Consider the following 20059-nt stretch of genomic DNA (forward strand, 5'->3'; position numbering starts at 1 on the left):
GGGCTTGCCTTTGGAGGTTCAGCGCCTGGGAGGTCGAGCGCCGCCCGCGCGGCGCTTCGCAGCACAAGGCTGCTCCTACATCTGTTTCGGGCCAGTAACGCCTGCGCCAATGCGCGCGACTGCCTTGATTTTCCGACACGCTGCCGAGGTGGACGCCAAGGGGCCGCGCGCCACTCCCCCAGGAATAATTGGCCCGAAACAGATGTAGGAGCAGCCTTGTGCTGCGAAGCGCCGCGTGGGCGGCGCTCGATTTCACAGGCGCTAAATCTCTAAAGGTAGGCCCCCTGAATTCTGACCCGCAAGTCCGGTTCCGCCGCCCGGCAGCCGTGGCTTAGAGCGGGTGCCGAAACCCTTCGAATTAGGCTAGAATGCACGGCCTCTAAGCACACCCCTTCCTGAGGCTGTCCCGACGATGTTGATCCTGCGCGGCGCTCCTGCCCTTTCTGCCTTTCGCCACGGTAAATTACTCGAGCAACTGAGCCAGAAAGTCCCCGCTGTTACTGGTTTGTATGCCGAATTTGCCCATTTCGCCGATGTCGACGGCGAGCTGACCGCCGACCAGCAGCAGGTGCTGGGCCGTCTGCTCAAGTACGGCCCGAGCGTGCCGGTACAGGAGCCGAGCGGCCGCCTGTTCCTGGTCGTGCCGCGCCTGGGCACCATTTCGCCGTGGGCCAGCAAGGCCAGCGACATCGCTCACAACTGCGGCCTGCAGTCGATCCAGCGCCTGGAGCGCGGTATCGCCTACTACGTTGCCGGCAACCTGAGCGAAGCCGACGCCGAACTGATCGCGGCCGAGCTGCACGACCGCATGACCCAGCGCGTGCTCGGCCAGCTGGAGCAGGCCGCTGACCTGTTCAGCCATGCCCAGCCCAAGCCGATGACCTCGGTGGACATCCTCGGCGGCGGCCGTGATGCCCTGGCCAAGGCCAACATCGACCTGGGCCTGGCCCTGGCCGAAGACGAGATCGACTATCTGGTCAACGCCTTCCAGGGCCTCAAGCGCAACCCGAACGACATCGAACTGATGATGTTCGCCCAGGCCAACTCCGAGCACTGCCGCCACAAGATCTTCAACGCCAGTTGGGACATCGACGGCCAGGCTCAGGAAAAGAGCCTGTTCGGCATGATCAAGAACACCTACCAGATGCACAACGAAGGTGTGCTGTCTGCGTACAAGGACAACGCCTCGGTGATCGTCGGCAACGTTGCCGGCCGTTTCTTCCCGAACCCTGAAACCCGCCAGTACGGCGCGGTGCAGGAGCCGGTGCACATCCTGATGAAGGTCGAGACGCACAACCACCCGACCGCCATCGCCCCGTTCTCCGGCGCCTCCACCGGCTCCGGCGGCGAAATCCGCGACGAAGGCGCGACCGGCCGTGGCGCCAAGCCCAAGGCTGGCCTGACCGGCTTCACCGTGTCCAACCTGCGTATCCCGGGCTTCGAGCAGCCGTGGGAGCAGGCCTACGGCAAGCCTGAGCGCATCGTCGACGCCCTCGACATCATGATCGAAGGCCCACTGGGTGGCGCTGCGTTCAACAACGAATTCGGTCGCCCGGCCCTGACCGGCTACTTCCGTACCTTCGAGCAGGCCATCAACACCCCGCACGGTGAAGAAGTGCGCGGCTACCACAAGCCGATCATGCTGGCCGGTGGCATGGGCAACATCCGAGAAGACCACGTGCAGAAAGGCGAGATCACTGTCGGCGCCAAGCTGATCGTGCTCGGCGGCCCGGCCATGCTGATCGGTCTGGGCGGCGGCGCCGCTTCGTCGGTGGCGACCGGTGCCAGCTCGGCTGACCTCGACTTCGCTTCGGTACAGCGCGAAAACCCGGAAATGGAGCGCCGTTGCCAGGAGGTCATCGACCGCTGCTGGCAGCTGGGCGACAACAACCCGATCGCCTTCATCCACGACGTCGGCGCCGGTGGTATCTCCAACGCCTTCCCAGAACTGGTCAACGACGGTGGCCGTGGTGGCCGCTTCGAACTGCGCAACGTGCCCAACGACGAGCCGGGCATGGCCCCGCACGAAATCTGGAGCAACGAATCGCAAGAGCGTTACGTGCTGGCCGTCAGCGCCGTCGACTTCGAGCGCTTCAAGGCAATCTGCGAGCGTGAGCGTTGCCCGTTTGCCGTAGTGGGTGAAGCGACTGAAGAGAAGCACCTGACCGTAAGCGACAGCCATTTCGGCAACACGCCGGTAGACATGCCGCTCGACGTACTGCTGGGCAAGCCGCCACGCATGCACCGTTCGGTTACCCGCGAAGCCGAGCTGGGCGATGACTTCGACCCGAGCAAGCTGGACCTGGACAACGCCGTTCAGCGCGTTCTCAGCCACCCGGCCGTGGCCAGCAAGAGCTTCCTGATCACCATCGGCGACCGCACCATCACCGGCCTGGTAGCTCGTGACCAGATGGTCGGCCCGTGGCAGGTACCGGTGGCCGACTGCGCCGTCACCGCCACCAGCTTCGACGTCTACACCGGTGAAGCCATGGCCATGGGCGAGCGTACCCCGCTGGCGCTGCTGGATGCCCCGGCGTCCGGCCGCATGGCAATTGGCGAGACACTGACCAACCTGGCTGCCTCGCGCATCGAGAAGCTGTCCGACATCAAACTGTCGGCCAACTGGATGTCTGCCGCCGGCCACCCAGGTGAAGACGCCCGCCTGTACGACACCGTCAAGGCTGTTGGCATGGAGCTGTGCCCGGAGCTGGGCATTACCATTCCGGTCGGCAAAGACTCGATGTCGATGAAGACCAAGTGGAGCGACGAGGGCGTAGAGAAGAGCGTTACCTCGCCAATGTCGCTGATCATCACCGGCTTCGCCCCGGTCACCGACATCCGCAAGACCCTGACCCCGCAACTGCGCATGGACAAGGGCGAGACCGACCTGATCCTGATCGACCTGGGCCGCGGCAAGAACCGCATGGGCGCTTCGATCCTGGCACAGACCTACGGCAAGATCGCTGCCCAGGCACCGGACGTCGACGATGCCGAAGACCTGAAGGCGTTCTTCGCCGTGATCCAGGGCCTGAACGAAGATGGTCACCTGCTGGCCTACCATGACCGTTCCGACGGCGGCCTGGTCACCACCGTGCTGGAAATGGCCTTCGCCGGCCACTGCGGCCTCGACCTGCACCTCGACCCGCTGACCGACAGCAAAGGCGACGTGCCGGCTATCCTCTTCAACGAAGAGCTGGGCGCGGTCATCCAGGTTCGCCAGGATGCCACCCCGGACGTACTTGCACAGTTCAGCGCCGCTGGCCTGGGTGAAGGCTGCGTCGCGGTGATCGGCAAGCCGGTCAACAACGGTGAAGTGTCCATCAGCCTGAACGGTGAAGTGCTGTTCGACGACGACCGCCGCATGCTGCAGCGCCAGTGGGCCGAGACCAGCTACCAGATCCAGCGCCTGCGCGACAACGCCGACTGCGCCGACCAGGAATTCGACCTGCTGCTCGAGGAAGACAACCCGGGCCTGTCGGTCAAGCTGGGCTTCGATGTCAACGACGACATCGCCGCGCCGTACATCAAGAAGGGCGTGCGTCCGCAAGTGGCCATCCTGCGCGAGCAGGGCGTCAACGGCCAGGTCGAGATGGCAGCCGCCTTCGACCGCGCCGGCTTCGCCGCCATCGACGTGCACATGAGCGACATCCTCGCCGGCCGTGTCGACTTCGAAGCCTTCAAGGGCCTGGTCGCCTGCGGTGGCTTCTCCTACGGTGACGTGCTGGGTGCCGGTGAAGGCTGGGCCAAGTCGGCGCTGTTCAACAGCCGCGCCCGTGACGCCTTCCAGGCCTTCTTCGAGCGCACCGACAGCTTCGCCCTGGGCGTGTGCAACGGTTGCCAGATGATGTCCAACCTGCACGAACTGATCCCGGGCACCGAGCACTGGCCGCACTTCGTGCGCAACCGCTCGGAGCAGTTCGAGGCACGCGTGGCCATGGTCGAGGTGCAGAAGTCCAACTCGATCTTCCTGCAGGGCATGGCCGGTTCGCGCATGCCGATCGCCATCGCCCACGGTGAAGGCCATGCGGAGTTCGCCAGCGAAGAAGCACTACTGGCAGCCGACCTGTCCGGTTGCGTGGCCCTGCGCTACGTCGACAACCATGGCAAGGTCACCGAAGCCTACCCGGCCAACCCGAACGGCTCGCCGCGTGGTATCACCGGCCTCACCAGCCGCGACGGCCGCGTGACCATCATGATGCCGCACCCGGAGCGTGTGTTCCGTGCCGTGCAGAACTCCTGGCGCCCGGATGAGTGGCAGGAAGATGCCGCGCTGATGCGTATGTTCCGTAACGCACGGGTGTGGGTGAACTAAGGCGTGTACAAGCTCGCCTTCTTCGTCCCCGCCAGCCACGTCGAAGTGGTCAAGGCCGCTGTGTTCGCCGCTGGTGGCGGGCGCATCGGTGACTATGACCACTGCGCCTGGCAGACGCTGGGCCAGGGCCAGTTCCGCCCGCTGGACGGCAGCCAGCCGTTCCTCGGGCAAACCGGCCAGGTCGAGGTGGTGGAAGAGTGGAAGGTGGAGCTGGTGGTGGCTGACGACCTGATTGCCCAGGTCGTCGCTGCACTCAAGCAGAGCCACCCGTACGAGACGCCAGCCTACGAAGTCTGGCGGCTCGCCGAGTTCTAGACCACATCAAGGCCATCGCCGGCAAGCCAGTTCCCACAGGAATATCGCAGTCATCAGAACCTGTGATATCTCTGTGGGAGCTGGCTTGCCGGCGATAGGGCCCTACAATCCAGCCACAATCTCCTTGCCCTGCCCAGTCCGCTTCAACCACCCACAAGCCAGCAACCCCACCTCGAACAGCACCCACATCGGCACCGCCAGCATCGTCTGTGAAAACACATCCGGCGGCGTCAGGATCATCCCCACCACAAAGCAGCCGACGATCACGTAGGGCCTGCTGCGCCGCAATGTAGCTACATCGGCCAACCCCACCCAGACCACGATAAACGTCGCCACCGGGATCTCGAACGCCAGCCCGAACGCCAGAAACAGCGCAAGGATGAAGTCCAGGTACTGGCTGATATCAGTCATCATCGCCACCCCCTCCGGTGTCACGCTGGCAAAGAAGCCGAACATCATCGGGAACACCAGGAAGAAGGCGAAGGCCATGCCGGCGTAGAACAGCACGATGCTCGATACCAGCAACGGCAGGGCAATGCGCCGTTCACGGCGGTACAGCCCCGGCGCCAGAAAGCCCCAGGCCTGGTGCAGCAGTAGTGGCATGGCGATAAACACTGCGCACATCGCAGTCAGCTTGAACGGCGTCAGGAACGGCGAAGTGACGCTGGTGGCGATCATGCTCGCGCCTTCCGGCAAGAAGCGCCGCAACGGCTCGGAAATCAGCGTATACAGCGTCTGGGCAAAGGGGAACAGGCCGGCGAACACCAGCGCCACCAGCGCCAGGCAACGCATCAGGCGTTTGCGCAGGTCGCGCAGGTGTTCGGTCAGCGGCATGCTCGCCGCCGGGTCCATGGCAATGCTCATGAAAGGTTTTCCTTGGGGGGAGCGACCGTGGCCGCATCATTGGCCGGCTCCGCTTTCAGGCTGATGCCTTGGCGGATCTCCTGTTCCAGGCGCTGCAAAGGCGCACTGTCGAGAGTGGGTAGCTCGACAGCGGGCAGTTCGATCTCCCGCTCCACCTGCCTGCGCAAGGCGTGCATGGCCCTGCGCGCCTGGCCCAGGCCGCGCCCGAGGGTGCGTGCAGCCACCGGCAGGCGCTCCGGGCCTAAAACCAATAGTGCGACGATGCCGACCAGCAGCAACTCGCTGAAGCCTACCTCGAACATCAGGGCTGACGGTCTGCTTGCGGTTGCTGCGTACCCTGACCGGTCAACGGGCACTGTTGCTGCACCTGCGTTTGCGCTGGGGGAGTGGCGTCAGTGTCACCGCCCATGGACTTGCGAAAACCCTGGATCGCCTCGCCCATATCGCTGCCCAGGCCCTTGAGGCGCTTGGTACCAAACAGCAGGAATACGATCAGCAGTACGATCACCAGTTGCCAGATTCCAATGCCACCCATTGCGACCACTCCTGTAAGGTCATGAAAAGGAAAGACAATCCTGCCTCGCGCAGATGACGTACACATGACGAACGGTCACTGCCATCTACCTGCAACACCGGGCGTGTTGACTGGCGTCTTTATTCGGCGACAGGGGCAGGCAAGGATGGGTGGCAGGCAACAGCAGGGCGCGGCCCTGCTGATGGTGATGGTTGTGCTGGCGATGCTGGCGGCGGGCATGGCCTGGCTGGTGGAAGATGGCCGACGCCAGGTCGATGATGTGCGTCTGTTGCACCAGCGGGTGCAGGCGCGCGCGATGGAGCAGGCCGGCCTGGCCTATGCCGAGCAGGCCCTGCGTGACCCCAGCTGGCGGCTTAGCCCACTGTTCTGGCAGGCCTTGCGCGGGCAGCCGTTGAACTACGATTTTGGCGCCGGCCAGGCGCAGTTGCGGGTGCGCGACCAGCACACCTGTTTCAACGTCAATGCGCTGCTCGGTGCTGACGGCGAGCGTGCTGCGCGCCAGTTGCGCTACCTGCTGGGCGACGACATGGCTGCCGAGCGCCTGGTCGATGCCCTGGCCGACTGGCTGGATGCCGACAGCGATGCCCGCCTGCAGGGCGCCGAGAGCGCCCAGTACCTGCGCCAGCAACCACCACGCCTGGCTGCCAACCAGCCGATGCTCGATACCAGCGAGCTGAATCTGCTACTGGAGCCGGACGCCAGCCGCCAGGGCCGTTACCCGATGCTGTGCGCCTTGCCGCAGACCACCGGCTGGCGGCTGAATGCCAATGCCCTGGGGCTGGAGCATCTGCCGTTGCTGGAGGCGCTGTATGAAGGGCGTTATCCACGCTCGTTGCTCAGCCGCATCATCAGCGGCCGGCCGGCGTCGGGGTATGTGGATGCAACTGCGCTACGCCAGGCCCTGGGGGCGGTGGATGACGAAACCTTCGAGCGCTTGAGCGAAGGGCTGCTGCTGAACAGCGGGTATTTCCTGTTGCAGCTGTCGTTCGCGGAGGAGGGGCGGGTGATACGCAGTGAGTTCCAGGTGGAGGCGCTGGGGGTGGTGCAATGGCATGCCCGGGTACCGGCGCAGCAGGTGCGGGTGCGCAGCCGCGAGCCGATGGTGTGGTAGGGCTTGAGATTGCCGGGGCTGCTTTGCAGCCCATCGCGACACAAGGCCGCTCCTTGTATCTCGACTTTCGCCTCCCAAGAGGCGAAAGTTCTCGACTGATCATCGAGGGAAGGTCTTGAAGCGGAGCCGCTCCAAGGGCATCGAGCCCGCACTGTAGATAACGCTCTGGCCTTTCAACCCCACTCGACGAGTTCGAACGGTATCTAGTGCCCGCCCCCGGCGTGAGCACGCATTAACAAGGTTGAACTGAGTGTAGGGTGATCGACTTTCGTAGTTTGAAGGAGAAGATCATGTCCGCCTTTGTTGGCGTTGATGTCGCCAAAAAATCTTTCGACATTGCCACCCCACTTCCCAACGGCAAGACGCGCACCAAAGCCAAGCTGTCCAATGATCCTGGAGGGTTCAAGCAGTTCAGCGATTGGCTTGAGCGCCATGCCGAACCAGGCGCCTGGATCGTTATGGAGGCCACAGGCACCTATCACGAAGCGTTAGCCGAGCACTGTCACAACCAAGGTTATCGGGTGTGTATTCTGAACCCGGCGGTGATCGCGAAATTCGCTGACGTGGAGCTTCGGCGCGTCAAAACCGATAAAGCTGACGCCAAAGTCATTGCTGCTTATGGCCAGCAGAAGGCGGCCTCGCTTCGCCAGTGGGAGCCGGAGCCACCTGCACAGCGCCGTTTGCGTGCTCTGGTGCGGCGACTGGACGACCTCAAGGAAATGCGCCAGATGGAGCAGAATCGTTTGGATGTCGCACAGGATGCGGTGCAGCAGTCGATTCAAGACGTCATCGGGCACATCACCGAAGAACTGGAAAAGACCAGGAAGGCCATCGAACAGACGATCGATGATGATCCAGACCTGCGCAAGCGACGTGATCTGATTACTTCGATAGATGGTTTGGGTGACACCACTGCTACGTTGCTGCTCGCCGAACTGGGCGATCCACTGAAATACCAAAGCTCTTCTGCGATCGTCGCGTTCTCAGGCCTGAACCCGGTAGTGCAGCAATCGGGAGAGTTCATAGGTCAGAGCACTATCTCGCGTACAGGCGCCTCAAGGCTGCGGGCGGGCTTGTGGATGTCAGGCACTGTCTCGATCAGGTACAACCCTGTCGTGAAGGCACTGGCAGAGCGGTTGAACAGCCGACACAAAGCCTATAAACAGATCGTTTGCGCGGCGATGCGCAAGCTGCTGCACCTGGTTTATGGGGTGGTGAAGTCGGGGATACCGTTTGACCCCAAAATCCCTCTTGCAGGGTGAGGGTCAAGACGGTATCTACAGGGGAATGCGATCCCTTGTAGGAGCGGCCTTGTGTCGCGATAGGGCCGCAAAGCGGCCCCTATGCCCAGAACGGTCAGACAGTCCCAATCTCGCCGCCATCAGTACGCTGGATCACCACAGTCACAGCCTGAAGCCTTTCCGTGGCCCATGTCGCGGAACTATTTTTCGCTGAGCAATACATCCTTGGAAGAGGCGCGTCACAAGACCACGGCGCTGCTCCAATTTGCTCGACAGCACCCTTGGATTGCAAAAGCTAATTCAATGGCGGTTGAAGCATTATGGTGCTATCGGAAATATACATTTCGAATGGCTGATGCAGTATCACTGATTAGGCGTCTATCGAGATAAGCTAGAGTTCCGAGCTCGGCGGTTACAGCGAGAGCCGTATTGGGTTCGCCAAAAATACTATTCGTTACACGGTCGGTAGTATAGGCCACTGCAAGTCCAGCGGCTGCATGGTTTAACTGTCTGACGGCCGCATTAGACAATGGTTCTAGTACTGTGGCACTATTAATGACTCTGTTTCCTATTCTCGCGGCAAACTCGATGTCACGGATATTTAGTGAAACGTGAAATGAATCCGGTGATGGTGCTTGTTCAGTGGTATGAATTCTTATATTAACGTTGGGGCTTTGTAAGGTTTGGTTTCCGGTGCGTAACTGTGGTCTATCTACAGAATATGTTGGAAGCTTACCGGCCAGCCAATTTACTCCCCGCTTCAACCATTGCCACCATTGTCCATTTGGGTCATGCCGATTGATGGGGTCGTTCTGGCAATAGCTGTATCCATTAGGTCCACCTTTACGGAACGGAGATTGATTATCACTCTGGAGAAATCGTCTTGATCTGGGACTATAGAATCGGCGTCCATTGCCAAGTGCATAACATTGCAGCATTGTATCGAGTCGCTGCCCGCTGAATGCGACAAGATGAATGGAGTTGTTTGGAGAAATCCATAGGGCGAATAGTTTTGTGGCAAACCTTCTGGAATACTGCGCAAAGCAGTGTTTGCATTGTCGGATTGCAGAATTTGGCTGGCTTTTTTCGAGGTGTCTAGTTCCGCTAGTGTAATGCCATTGGCCCACAATAGGCGACGTGGGCTGTCACTTGCTTCACAAGTCAATTGGTTATCTTGGAAAAAGAATTTTTTCCGTTTTGATTGGGGCGTTGCTGAACGCATGTGTGTGTTCCAAAGGGTTACAAGTGGTAAAAGTATTTTTCACAAGCTTGCGGATGTCTACTGGCAGATTTATCAGGTGGTTTGAATACACTGCTACTGGGCATGCGGTCCCGAGTAGAAATGTAACGGATGATTTTTCCGGGGCTGCTTTGCAGCCCATCGCGACACAAGGCCGCTCTTACAGGGGAATGCGATCCCTTGTAGGAGCGGCCTTGTGTCGCGATAGGGCCGCAAAAGCGGCCCCCGTGCGCAGATCAATCAGGCGGTGCCGATCTCTCCGCCATCGATACGCTGGATCACCACGGTCGCAGCCCGCGGCCTTACCGTGGCACCTGCCGGGGTGGCATCGGTGGCCTTGTCGGTATACGGCCAGTTCTCCGGGTGCTGGATGTTGACGAACAGCGTCTTGTTGTCCGGGGTAAAGGTAATGCCGGTCACCTCGCAGCCATTCGGCCCGACGAAGAAGCGGCGCAGGTCCACCTGGTTCTGCGCGTTCACCGGCACCTGCTTGCCGCTGGCATCCACCAGATTGGTGGGGATCACTGCCAGCAGCTGGTCGTTGGTGTAGTCGGTCACGGTGCTCTCGCCGTTGTCGGTCTCGAACCACAACACGCCACGGCTATCGAAACTCATGCCGTCCGGGCTGGCGAACTGGTTCAGTTCGGTCAGGCCGGAGCGGTTGATGTCGGCCGTACCGGCAGCGTTGGCGCCGAACACGAAGATGTCCCAGGTGAAGCTCAGCTGGTCGTCGCTGTCGTGCCAGCGGATGATGTGGCCGTGACGGTTCGGGCCGCGCGGGTTGGCTGCATCGACCTTCTCCGGGGTGCGCGCGCTGTTGTTGGTCAGGGTCAGGTACACGTCGCCGTTCAGCGGGTTGACCGTGGTCCATTCCGGGCGGTCCATCGGCGTTGCGCCCACCGCATCGCCAGCACCACGGGTGTTGAGGATGATGCCCGGCAGGTCGCCATACAGCGCACCCAAGGTGCTGCCGCCAGTGGTCGCAGTGCCCACGTCCAGCAGCAGCCATACGCCAGTGCCGTCGGCATTGAAGCGTGCCACGTACAGCTTGCCCTGGTCGAGGTACTTGGCGCCGGTGGCCAGGCGGTCGGCGGGGTTGGCGTCGGCGGCGTCCCACACAGCGGTGGACACCCACTTGTACAGGTACTCGTTGTTCGAATCGTCGCCCATGTACCACACCAGCGGTTTGCCCGCGACCGCCAGGCCCGGGCAGCAACCTTCGTGGCGGAAACGGCCCAGCGCGGTGCGCTTGGTGGCCAGTGTGGCGCTGTTGTACGGATCGATCTCGACGATGTAGCCGTAGGTGCTGGCTTCGTTGCGGTAGTCGTCGGTGGCGCTGGCGCCTTTGACGGTGACGTCGAAACGAGCGAATTCGTCGGCCACTTCGCTGCTGTCACCGGCTGCGGTTTCCCACTTGTACTGGCCGCTGGAGGTGCCCACGCCAATGCGGCGCTGGTCTTCAGGGCGGGTACCTTTGTTGACGAAGATGCCTGGCCAGTTCTCTTCACAGGTCAAGTAGGTACCCCAGGGGGTGTAGCCGTTGCCGCAGTTGTTGTTGGTGCCGCGGCAGTGGGTGCCGTCCGGCGAATACTTGGTCTTCACGTGATCAGTGCCGCGCAGGGGGCCGGTTATTTCCATGCGCGAGGCGGTTGTGAAACGGCGGTTGAGCGGGTCGTTGTCGACCACCTGCCAGCGGCCGCCGATTTTCTGCAGGCGCACCACGCCGGCACCATGGGCGTTGATTTCCTTGCGCACTTCCTCGACCGGGCGCTTGCCGTTCACATCGGTGGTCGGGCCGGCCGGGTGCAGGGCGGCGGTGTCGATGTACTCGAAGTTGATCGCCAGCAGGCCGTCTTCGGAGCTGCCGTTGATGGGGAAGAAGTGCATGCCGTCATGGTGCATGCCCATGGCGTTGGCCTGGTCGGTCGAGGTGTTGCTGCCGTCGGATTTCCACGGGTTGCCGTTGCTGTTGATCGGCGTGCCCCAGGGCGCCAGCACATAGGCGCTGTAACCGGCGGCTACCACGCAGGCGTCGGTGCGCGAGCCCGGAATGGACTGGAAGCCCAGTGCCAGTTTCGGCACTTCCGGCTCAGTCACGGGTGGCTCGGTGACCGGATCATCGTGATCGGAACCACCACCGTCGAAGCAGCCTGTCAGGCCGGTACCGGCAATCATGGCGATGGCGGCGCCCAGGCTGCCACGCATCACGCTGCGGCGGCTCAGGTAGGCGTCCATAACGCTGGCCATCGGCAGGTTGCCGCTTTGGTTCCGGTCCAGGTTGTCGCCGGTATCTCGACTCATCAGGGTGTCCTTATGTTGGCTGAGTTGAAGGAACCGCGACTTTAGTGCGCAAATATGATGATTCATTGGCAGAAATGTTAAAGGGGTTTTAAAACAACTCGCTCTTAGAAGCGTGCTCTACAGATCAATTTGGAATGGCTGTCGGATTTCTGCCATCAAACTGTAATGCCAACGCCGCAACATCCGGGGCCCTGAATGAACATGGATAAGGATGGCGGGTTCGATGGCAAGCAGTGTGCACAGGCGCGAAGTGATCAGCTGGATGGGTATCGGTGCCTTGGCACCGTTGCTCGGCGCCTGCTCCGCCCTTCCTGGGCAGCAGGGCGGCAATGCCAGCTTCGACCTGCTGTACGTGGCCGACACCCTCGATGCCCGCCAGCCTGGCCAGGCCGTGGTGCCGGCCACCCGCCTGGGGCCGGTCAGCCACCTGGGCCGCGCCCCATGGATGACCGGCAGCAGTGCCAGCATCGCCTACCCGCAACTGGCGCCATTGCTCGATGCCAGCCAGGCTGCATCTGCCCAGCTGGGCGGCTATGCGGTGCTGGCGGCGTTGCTCGAGCAACTGCGCGGCGAGGCTGGGGCGGGCAACAGCCTGACCCTGGAAAACGGCCAGGGCTGGAATGGCAGTGGCCTGGCCTACCTGACCCAGGGCGAAAGCGGCCTGCAGGGCAGCCAGCTGCTGGGCAGCGAAGCGCGGGTCAGCAGTGACGAGCGCGTGCTGTGGCCACAGCGCAGCCCGGCGCTGTATCGCCAGGCTGGCACCGTTACCCTGGGCGCCGGGCTGGCAGACACACAACGCCGGGCTTTGGGCCTGGAAGCCTTGCACGTCTTCGAACGTGGCGGTGCACGTATTGCTGTGGTCGGCGTGACCGACCCCTACGCCCAGGACCAGAAAGCCTCTCTTAAACAGTGGTACCAATCATTGCAGCCGGTGTTCGAACAGGCGCGGCGCGATGCTGACCTGGTGGTAGCCATGGCTGATGTCGGTACCGGGCCGGGCCTGTGGCTGGCCGAGCGGGTGCCGCAGATCGACGTGCTGCTGTGCGCCCGCGGCCAGGACCTGTGGCCGGCGCCGGTCGAGGTTAGCCAGGCCAGCGGCCGCCGCGTGCCGGTGCTGTTCGCCGGTTGCCGGGGCAGCGGCACCTTCCGCCTGCGCTGCCAGCGCGTGGCCGGGCTGTGGCAGTTCGACGGGCGTTTCTTCCCAGCCTTTGAGCACCAGCTGGCACCCGCCGCGCAGCAGCGTATCGGGGCATTGCAGGCAGAATTGCGCCAGCAGCGCGCCGGCCACGCAGCCTGGCTCGACCAACCGCTGGCCCGCGCACCCCAGGCGCTGTGGCGCCGCGATACCCGAGGCGGCAGCTGGGACCGCCTGCTGCATCAGGCCCTGGCCGACGACAGCAGCATGCCGGTGTTGCTGCCGGGCCTGCGTTACGACTATCCGCTGCCCGCCGGGGCGGCCATTACCCGCGAACACCTGATCAGCCTCACCGGTGGCTACCCGGCACCGGTGGTCGAAGCTCCGGCCCGGCAGGTCGAACAAGTGCTGGAAAACGCCGCGGAGCAACTGTTCGGCGACCCGCTGCTGCTGGACAACAGCCAGGACCTGCCGCGCTGGCAGGGCCAGGCCTGGCGTGTCAGCTACAGCCCGCAAGGCAAGCGCATCAGTGGCCTGGAGCCGGTGCAGGGCCTGTGCCGCACCTTTGGCCTGCAATTCGAAAACCAGGCCGGCGAGCCGCTGTGGCAACGGGTCGAAGCCTGGCTCGCCCGCCAGGCAAGCGACTGGCAACTGGCGCCGCTGCAACTGCCCGAAGTGCGCTACGTGCAGGGGCACCCGGGCTGGCACCCAAGGCAACTGGCCTCGTGATGCTCGCCTCGCGCCTGCTGACTGGCGCTGGCCTGACCCTGGTCGGCTGGCTGGCGGCCCAGTGCGTGCTGCAACTGGGCCGCCAGCCGCAACCGGCCACTGCGCCCGCCGCGCCCGACAAGCCGCTGCCTGGCTTGATGGTTGGCCATTGGCAGGTACCCGTCGACGACGGTGCCATCGTCATCACCCGCCTGCCGTTGCAATACCTGGGTGGCCTCAAGGCCCAGCCGCTGGCCTCCAGCGTGGTGGTGCTGCGCTATGGCGAACAGGTGCGCACCTTGGCCCGCGGCCAGCGCCTGGCGCCAGGGATCGTGCTGCAGGACATCGACAGCGATGGCCTGATTTTCAACAACCAGGGGCGGCGTGAACGCCTGCCCTGGCCGCCACGCCCCGCCGTGACCGGCTTCAAGCGGCAAGGATGAACGATGCCTGTTAGATATTGCGTGGCGGCCGCACTGAGCCTGGCCCTGTCCATGGCTTGTGCTGAAGAGCCGGTGTTCGACGACAACGGTACGCCGATGTACGAGGTGAACTTCGTCGACACCGAACTGGGCGAGTTCATCGACAGCGTGTCGCGCATCACCGGCACCACCTTCATCGTCGACCCCCGGGTCAAGGGCAAGGTCACCGTGCGCACCGTCGACCTGCACGACGCCGATGCCATCTACGACATCTTTCTGGCCCAGCTGCGCGCCCAGGGCTACGCCACTGTCGACCTGCCCAATGGCAGCGTGAAGATCGTTCCCGACCAGGCCGCCCGCCTGGAGCCTGTGCCGGTGGAGGCGGGAGGGCAGCAGGGGGAAGGCAGCGACAGCGTGGCTACGCGGGTATTCAATGTGCGCAACGCCGCCAGCGAGCAGGTGCTGGGCATTCTCAAGCCCCTGATCGACCCACGGGTCGGTGTGATCACACCTTATCCGGCAGCGCACCAGTTGGTAGTTACCGACTGGCGCAGCAACCTGGAACGTATCGCCAGCTTGCTGCGCCAGCTCGACCGCCCCCAGGACGCACCAGGCAGTGGCAGTACCCAGGTCATCTACCTGCGCCATGCCAATGCTGGTGAAGTGGTCAAGGTGTTGCGCGGGCTCAGCCAGGAAGGCATGGCGCCCTCTGAAGGTGCGGGCGAAGCAGAGGGCAAGGAAAGGCCCGTAGTGCCTGTCGCCGGGGGCTCGGGCATCCGCCTGGAATACGAAGAAGGCACCAACGCCGTGGTCATGGTCGGCCCCGACAGCGAGCTGGCCGCCTACCGCGCCATCGTCGAGCAGCTGGACATCCGCCGTGCCCAGGTAGTGGTGGAAGCGATCATCGCCGAGGTGTCCGACAGCAGCGCCCAGGAGCTGGGCGTGCAGTGGCTGTTCGCCGACGAGAAGTTCGGTGCCGGCATCGTCAATTTCGGCAGCAACGGGGTAAACATCGCCAGCATCGCCGGGGCCGCTGCCAGTGGCGACAACGAGGCCCTTGGCGATTTGCTGTCCAGCACCACCGGCGCCATGGCGGGTATCGGCCATTTCGGCGGCGGCTTCAACTTCGCCATGCTGGTCAACGCGCTGAAGGGCAAGAGCGGCTTCAACCTGCTGTCCACGCCCACCCTGCTGACCCTGGACAACGCCGAGGCGTCGATCCTGGTCGGCCAGGAAGTGCCCTTCGTCACCGGATCGGTGACGCAGAACAACGCCAACCCGTACCAGACCATCGAGCGCAAGGAAGTCGGGGTGAAGCTGCGCATCAAGCCGCAGATCAACATCGACAACAGCGTGCGCCTGGACATCGTCCAGGAAGTGTCGTCGATTGCCGACACCACGGCTGCCAGCGACGTGATCACCAACAAGCGCGAGATCAAGACCAAGGTCATGGTCGAGGACAACGGCCTGGTGATCCTCGGCGGCCTGATCAGCGACGAACTGAGCACCAGCGACCAGCGTGTGCCGCTGCTTGGCGATATCCCTTACCTGGGCCGGCTGTTCCGCTCCGACGCCACGAAGAACACCAAGCAGAACCTGATGGTGTTCATCCGCCCGCGCATCCTGCGTGACGGGCCGAGCCTGGCCGGGCTCAGCGAAGACAAGTACCGCACCTTGCAGCAGACCACGCCGCTGCAGTTGCCCGACCTGGCGGATGCGCAAAACGCTACGCCGCTGTTGCAGGTGTTCCCCTCCAGCCGCGCACGGCTGGAAGGCGGTGACTGGTGATGCTGCCTTATCGCCAGGCACGGCAGAGCGGGGTGGCCATGGCCCCTGCGGAGCAGGGCTGGCAGCTATGGTTGCGGCACGACGCCGACAGCGCCCAATTGCAAGAGCTGCTGCGCGTGCACGGCCAGCCCAGCCTGCTCGAATACCTGGAGCCTGCACTGTTCGACGAACGCCTCGGCCAGCTGTACCAGGCCGGCGATGCCGCCACCGAGGCGCTGATCGAAGGCATCGGCGACCAGGTCGACCTGGACAGCCTGATGAGCGAAATGCCGCGCATCGAGGACCTGCTGGAAAGCGACGACGAAGCCCCGGTAATCCGCCTGATCAACGGCCTGTTCGGCCAGGCCCTGCGCCTGCGTGCCTCGGACATTCACATAGAAACCTTCGAGCAGAGCCTGGTGGTGCGCTTGCGTGTCGATGGCCACCTGCGCGAAGTGTTGCGCCCACCGCGTGCGTTGTCGGCCATGCTGGTGTCGCGGATCAAGGTCATGGCCCGTCTGGACATCGCCGAAAAGCGCCAGCCCCAGGATGGCCGTATCACCCTGCGTGCGGCGGGGCGCGAAGTGGATGTGCGGGTCTCGACCCTGCCCGGCATCCATGGTGAACGGGTGGTGATGCGTGTGCTCGACAAGCAGGCCAGCCTGCTGGCGCTGGGCAACCTGGGCATGCCGGCAGCGGTATTGCACGGCCTGCGCAGTTGCCTGGCGCGGCCCAACGGCATCGTGCTGTCCACGGGGCCGACCGGTTCGGGCAAGACCACTACCCTGTATGCCAGCCTCAACAGCCTCAACGACGGCAGCCGCAACATCCTCACGGTCGAGGACCCGGTGGAATACGCTATCGCAGGCATCGGCCAGACCGCCATCAACCCGCGTGCCGGGCTGACCTTTGCCAGCGGCCTGCGCGCCATCCTGCGCCAGGACCCGGACGTGATCATGCTTGGCGAAATCCGTGACCAGGAGACCGCGCAGATCGCCGTGCAGGCCAGCCTCACCGGCCACCTCGTGTTGTCCACGCTGCACACCAACAGTGCGGTGGGCGCGGTGACCCGCCTGCGCGACATGGGCATCGAACCGTTCCTGATTGCCTCGTGCCTGCGCGGCGTACTGGCCCAGCGCCTGGTGCGGCGCTTGTGCAGTTGCGCCGTGGCGCACCCGCTGCAGCCGGCGGAACGCGACCTGTGGCCCGAGCTGGCGGCGCTGGGCAGCAGCTACCACGCGGTGGGCTGCGAGCAGTGCCAGGGCAGCGGGTATGTCGGGCGCCTGGGCCTGTATGAATTCATCGAGCTGGATGCCGGGCTGATCGGCCTGTTGTACGACGGCGCCAGCGAACTGGCCATGCAGGACTACCTGGCCGAGCGCCGGCAGAGCCTGGTGGCGATGGCCAGTGACTGCCTGGCCCGTGGCGAGACCAGCCTGGCCGAAGTACTACGCGTGGTGCAGGGCTGAGCCATGCCGACCTATCGCTACCAGGCCGTCGACCTCGCCGGCAAGACCCACAAGGCCAGCTTGCAGGCCGACAGCGAACGTCATGCCCGCCAGTTGTTGCGTGAGCAGGGCCTGTTCGCCCGCCGCTTGCAGCGTCACGAAGCCGGCACCCGGCAACCCCGGCGCCAGCGCCTGAGCCGCGTCCAGCTATGCGAACTGACTCGTCAGCTGGCCACCCTGACCGGTGCCGGTATCCCTCTGGTCGACGCCCTGGCTACCCTGGAACGGCAACTGCGCCAGCCCGCCTTGCACAGTGTGCTGGTGGCCTTGCGCGGCTCGTTGGCCGAAGGCCTGGGGCTGGCTCGCAGCCTGGCACGTCAGGGGGCACCGTTTACCGGCCTGTACTGCGCGCTGGTCGAGGCCGGCGAGCGGTCCGGCCGCCTGGCCCAGGTGCTGACCCGCCTCGCTGACCACCTGGAGCAGGTTCAACGACAGCAGCACAAGGCACGTACCGCGCTGATCTACCCCACCGTGTTGATGGGGGTTTCGCTTGCCGTGGTGGTAGGCCTGATGACCTTCGTCGTACCCAAGCTCACCGAACAATTCGCCCATGCCGGGCAGAGCCTGCCGCTCATTACCTCGTTGCTGATCGGCCTGAGCCAAGGGCTGGTGCAGGCCGGGCCCTGGCTTTTGGCGCTGGCCCTGTTGCTTGGCGCGCTCGGCGGCTGGTTGCTGCGCAAGCCGCACTGGTGCCTGCGCCGTGACCAGCTGCTGCTACGCCTGCCACATATAGGCAACCTGCTGCAGGTGCTGGAAAGCGCGCGCCTGGCACGCAGCCTGGCAATCCTCAGCGGCAGTGGCGTGGCCCTGCTCGAAGCCCTGCAAGTGGCCACCGAAACCGTCGGCAACCGCCGTATCCGCCTGGCCATGGAGCAGGTGCGCCAGCAAGTTCAGGGCGGCACCAGCCTGCATCGCGCGCTGGATGCCTGCCAGCAGTTCCCGCCGCTGCTGGTGAACATGGTCGGCAGCGGCGAGGCCAGCGGCACCCTGGCCGACATGCTCGAGCGCGTGGCCGATGACCAGGAGCGCGGCTTCGCCCGCCAGGTCGATACCGCCATGGCGCTGTTCGAACCCCTGATGATCCTGGTGATGGGCGCCGTGGTGCTGTTCATCGTGCTGGCGGTGCTGTTGCCGATCATGCAACTCAACCAGGGCCTGCAACTGTGACGACAAGGAGTACTGCCATGCAGCATCGACGTAACCGCCAGCGCGGTTTCACCCTCATGGAAATCATGGTGGTGATCTTCATCATCGGCCTGCTCATCGCCGTGGTCGCGCCCAGCGTGCTGGGCAACCAGGACAAGGCCATGAAGCAGAAGGTGATGGCCGACCTGGCCACCCTGGAGCAAGCGCTGGACATGTACCGCCTGGACAACCTGCGCTTCCCCAGTAGCGAGCAGGGCCTGGCCGCGCTGGTGAAAAAGCCGGCCCAGGAGCCGCTGCCACGGGCCTGGCGCAGCGACGGCTACGTGCGCCGCCTGCCGGAAGACCCATGGGGCACCCCTTACCAGTACCGCATGCCCGGCGAACATGGCCGGGTCGACGTGTACTCGCTGGGTGCCGACGGGCTGCCGGGCGGCGAAGGCCAGGATGCCGACCTGGGTAACTGGGAACTGTAACGGGTGCGTCGTCAGCGGGGCTTCAGCCTGATCGAATTGCTGGTGGTGCTGGCCATCGCCGGGCTGATGACCGGATTGGCGGTGGCCGGGTTCGGCAACAGCCAGGCCAGTGTCGACCAGGCGCTGCAACGGCTGGCGAGCGAGGCCCGGTCGCAGGCCGCGCTGGCCCGGCATGCCGGGCAGCTGCGCGGGCTGCGCTGGAATGGCCAGCGTCCGGAGTTCGTCCGGCGCGAGGGTAATGGCTGGGTGGTCGAGGCAGTCGCCCTTGGTGACTGGCCCAAGGGGCTGCGCCCGGACTGGCCGGCCAGCCCGCAGCCGCGCCTGTTGTTCACCCCACATGGCTGGGCGCAACCAGGCAAGGTGCGCTGGCGTTGGGCCGATGGCAGCCAGCAATGGGCCTGGAGCCGCGATGGCCGCATGCAGGTGGTGGTCGCCCCATGAAGCGGCATCAGCGTGGCTTCACCCTGCTGGAGGTAACCGTGGCCCTGGCGATTGCCGCGGTGCTGGCGGTGATCACCAGCCAGGTTTTGCGCCAGCGCCTGGCGGTGCAGGACAACCTGCAGCAACACCGCCTTGGCCTGCTATGCGCGCGAGAACTGCAAACCCGCTTTGCCGTCGAGCAGTACTGGCCAACTGAAAACCAGGTTGGCGGTGAACTGAGCCAGGGCGGCCAGCGCTGCCACTGGCAACTGCAACTGCGCCGCACCGGCGTACGCGACCTGCGCCGTGGCGAGCTGCTGTTGTTCGCCGACCGCGACCAGCGCCTGCCGCTAGGCCAGTACACCGTGTTTCTGGAGCGGCCATGAGTTACAGAGATCGTGAAGCGTGCGCGGTCCCTGTAGGAGCGGGTTTACCCGCGAAGCAGGCACCGCGGTGCATGGCACCGGCTTCGCCGGTGTTCGCGGGTGAACCCGCTCCCACAGATGCTCAGTTCAACCCCCCGCGCAGATGTCTACCCACGAGGCACCGCCAGGCCGGCCT

Annotated in this window: 17 protein-coding genes; 12 read left to right on the plus strand and 5 right to left on the minus strand. The window is 64.0% G+C overall.

Translation table 11 applies throughout. The features are described from left to right. The first annotated feature begins 412 nt into the window (after positions 1–412). The gene (gene purL, locus ACK56M_RS05835; RefSeq protein WP_015269113.1) at positions 413–4312 is read left to right on the plus strand and encodes a phosphoribosylformylglycinamidine synthase; all 3900 of its coding nucleotides are present in this window, start codon (positions 413–415) and stop codon (positions 4310–4312) included. Positions 4313–4315: 3 nt separating this feature from the next. Continuing rightward, complete coding sequence (locus tag ACK56M_RS05840) at positions 4316–4627, plus strand: hypothetical protein (protein ID WP_015269114.1); 312 nt, start codon at positions 4316–4318, stop codon at positions 4625–4627. Between the two features lie 102 nt (positions 4628–4729). Here ACK56M_RS05840 and tatC read toward each other — a convergent pair whose 3' ends face one another. From tatC to tatA, 3 genes are read right to left on the minus strand one after another with little or no spacing between them, the layout of a single operon-like run. Then, positions 4730–5491 carry a twin-arginine translocase subunit TatC gene (tatC, locus tag ACK56M_RS05845; RefSeq protein WP_100412960.1) on the minus strand — a complete coding sequence of 254 codons (762 nt, stop codon included), beginning with the start codon at positions 5489–5491 and terminating at the stop codon, positions 4730–4732. Further along, on the minus strand, positions 5488–5793 hold the full coding sequence (gene tatB, locus ACK56M_RS05850) for a Sec-independent protein translocase protein TatB (RefSeq protein ID WP_015269116.1): 306 nt from the start codon (positions 5791–5793) through the stop codon (positions 5488–5490). Before tatB ends, tatC begins: the two co-directional genes overlap by 4 nt. Further along, positions 5793–6026, minus strand: coding sequence for a twin-arginine translocase TatA/TatE family subunit (tatA, locus tag ACK56M_RS05855; RefSeq protein WP_015269117.1), 234 nt, complete (start codon positions 6024–6026; stop codon positions 5793–5795). Before tatA ends, tatB begins: the two co-directional genes overlap by 1 nt. A 145-nt stretch (positions 6027–6171) precedes the next feature. Here tatA and gspK point away from each other — a divergent pair, with 145 nt between their 5' ends. Together gspK and ACK56M_RS05865 are read left to right on the plus strand one after the other, a co-directional pair. Next, entirely contained in the window at positions 6172–7137 is a 966-nt protein-coding gene (gene gspK, locus ACK56M_RS05860; protein ID WP_015269118.1) for a type II secretion system minor pseudopilin GspK, read from the plus strand. Positions 7138–7427: 290 nt separating this feature from the next. Next, the gene (locus ACK56M_RS05865) at positions 7428–8399 is read left to right on the plus strand and encodes an IS110 family transposase (RefSeq protein ID WP_411959049.1); all 972 of its coding nucleotides are present in this window, start codon (positions 7428–7430) and stop codon (positions 8397–8399) included. A 305-nt stretch (positions 8400–8704) separates the two neighbouring features. Here ACK56M_RS05865 and ACK56M_RS05870 read toward each other — a convergent pair whose 3' ends face one another. Beyond that, positions 8705–9316 (minus strand): RHS repeat-associated core domain-containing protein, encoded by a 612-nt coding sequence (locus ACK56M_RS05870; RefSeq protein ID WP_232880415.1) that lies wholly within the window; start codon positions 9314–9316, stop codon positions 8705–8707. A 542-nt stretch (positions 9317–9858) separates the two neighbouring features. Continuing rightward, on the minus strand, positions 9859–11919 hold the full coding sequence (locus tag ACK56M_RS05875) for a PhoX family protein (protein WP_015269119.1): 2061 nt from the start codon (positions 11917–11919) through the stop codon (positions 9859–9861). A gap of 223 nt (positions 11920–12142) precedes the next feature. Between ACK56M_RS05875 and ACK56M_RS05880 the strand changes: the two genes are divergently transcribed. The 8 genes from ACK56M_RS05880 to ACK56M_RS05915 are packed head-to-tail and all read left to right on the plus strand — an operon-like array spanning position 12143 to position 19884. Further along, complete coding sequence (locus tag ACK56M_RS05880; RefSeq protein ID WP_411959296.1) at positions 12143–13783, plus strand: lipoprotein UxpA; 1641 nt, start codon at positions 12143–12145, stop codon at positions 13781–13783. Continuing rightward, a complete protein-coding gene (locus ACK56M_RS05885) occupies positions 13780–14205 on the plus strand; it encodes a pilus assembly protein PilZ (RefSeq protein WP_411959297.1) in 426 nt (141 codons plus the stop codon). The genes ACK56M_RS05880 and ACK56M_RS05885 overlap by 4 nt, the downstream gene beginning before the upstream one ends. A 3-nt stretch (positions 14206–14208) precedes the next feature. Next, on the plus strand, positions 14209–15972 hold the full coding sequence (gene gspD / locus ACK56M_RS05890) for a type II secretion system secretin GspD (protein WP_170977507.1): 1764 nt from the start codon (positions 14209–14211) through the stop codon (positions 15970–15972). Then, a complete protein-coding gene (locus ACK56M_RS05895; RefSeq protein ID WP_085720735.1) occupies positions 15972–17420 on the plus strand; it encodes a GspE/PulE family protein in 1449 nt (482 codons plus the stop codon). The genes gspD and ACK56M_RS05895 overlap by 1 nt, the downstream gene beginning before the upstream one ends. Positions 17421–17423: 3 nt before the next feature. Beyond that, on the plus strand, positions 17424–18626 hold the full coding sequence (gspF, locus tag ACK56M_RS05900) for a type II secretion system inner membrane protein GspF (RefSeq protein WP_061551021.1): 1203 nt from the start codon (positions 17424–17426) through the stop codon (positions 18624–18626). Between the two features lie 17 nt (positions 18627–18643). After that, positions 18644–19078, plus strand: a complete 435-nt coding sequence (gene gspG / locus ACK56M_RS05905) for a type II secretion system major pseudopilin GspG (protein WP_013971171.1) — start codon at positions 18644–18646, stop codon at positions 19076–19078. A gap of 3 nt (positions 19079–19081) precedes the next feature. Then, positions 19082–19519, plus strand: coding sequence for a type II secretion system minor pseudopilin GspH (gspH, locus tag ACK56M_RS05910; RefSeq protein ID WP_015269125.1), 438 nt, complete (start codon positions 19082–19084; stop codon positions 19517–19519). Beyond that, a complete protein-coding gene (locus tag ACK56M_RS05915; protein WP_054573199.1) occupies positions 19516–19884 on the plus strand; it encodes a type II secretion system protein GspI in 369 nt (122 codons plus the stop codon). The genes gspH and ACK56M_RS05915 overlap by 4 nt, the downstream gene beginning before the upstream one ends. Positions 19885–20059: the final 175 nt, after the last annotated feature.

It is taken from the genome of Pseudomonas sp. s4 (assembly GCF_046764235.1).
In the GTDB taxonomy this organism is placed as follows: Bacteria; Pseudomonadota; Gammaproteobacteria; order Pseudomonadales; family Pseudomonadaceae; genus Aquipseudomonas; species Aquipseudomonas asiatica.

Excerpts from the sequence above, each read along its gene's own strand:
- gspG (WP_013971171.1), top strand. The coding sequence starts at position 18,644 with ATGCAGCATCGACGTAACCGCCAGCGCGGTTTCACCCTCATGGAAATC.
- ACK56M_RS05865 (WP_411959049.1), top strand. The coding sequence starts at position 7,428 with ATGTCCGCCTTTGTTGGCGTTGATGTCGCCAAAAAATCTTTCGACATT.
- ACK56M_RS05915 (WP_054573199.1), top strand. The coding sequence starts at position 19,516 with ATGAAGCGGCATCAGCGTGGCTTCACCCTGCTGGAGGTAACCGTGGCC.
- gspK (WP_015269118.1), top strand. The coding sequence starts at position 6,172 with ATGGGTGGCAGGCAACAGCAGGGCGCGGCCCTGCTGATGGTGATGGTT.
- ACK56M_RS05870 (WP_232880415.1), bottom strand. The coding sequence starts at position 9,316 with ATGCTGCAATGTTATGCACTTGGCAATGGACGCCGATTCTATAGTCCC.
- tatC (WP_100412960.1), bottom strand. The coding sequence starts at position 5,491 with ATGAGCATTGCCATGGACCCGGCGGCGAGCATGCCGCTGACCGAACAC.
- ACK56M_RS05875 (WP_015269119.1), bottom strand. The coding sequence starts at position 11,919 with ATGAGTCGAGATACCGGCGACAACCTGGACCGGAACCAAAGCGGCAAC.
- purL (WP_015269113.1), top strand. The coding sequence starts at position 413 with ATGTTGATCCTGCGCGGCGCTCCTGCCCTTTCTGCCTTTCGCCACGGT.
- gspF (WP_061551021.1), top strand. The coding sequence starts at position 17,424 with ATGCCGACCTATCGCTACCAGGCCGTCGACCTCGCCGGCAAGACCCAC.
- tatB (WP_015269116.1), bottom strand. The coding sequence starts at position 5,793 with ATGTTCGAGGTAGGCTTCAGCGAGTTGCTGCTGGTCGGCATCGTCGCA.
- ACK56M_RS05880 (WP_411959296.1), top strand. The coding sequence starts at position 12,143 with ATGGCAAGCAGTGTGCACAGGCGCGAAGTGATCAGCTGGATGGGTATC.
- gspD (WP_170977507.1), top strand. The coding sequence starts at position 14,209 with ATGCCTGTTAGATATTGCGTGGCGGCCGCACTGAGCCTGGCCCTGTCC.
- ACK56M_RS05895 (WP_085720735.1), top strand. The coding sequence starts at position 15,972 with ATGCTGCCTTATCGCCAGGCACGGCAGAGCGGGGTGGCCATGGCCCCT.
- tatA (WP_015269117.1), bottom strand. The coding sequence starts at position 6,026 with ATGGGTGGCATTGGAATCTGGCAACTGGTGATCGTACTGCTGATCGTA.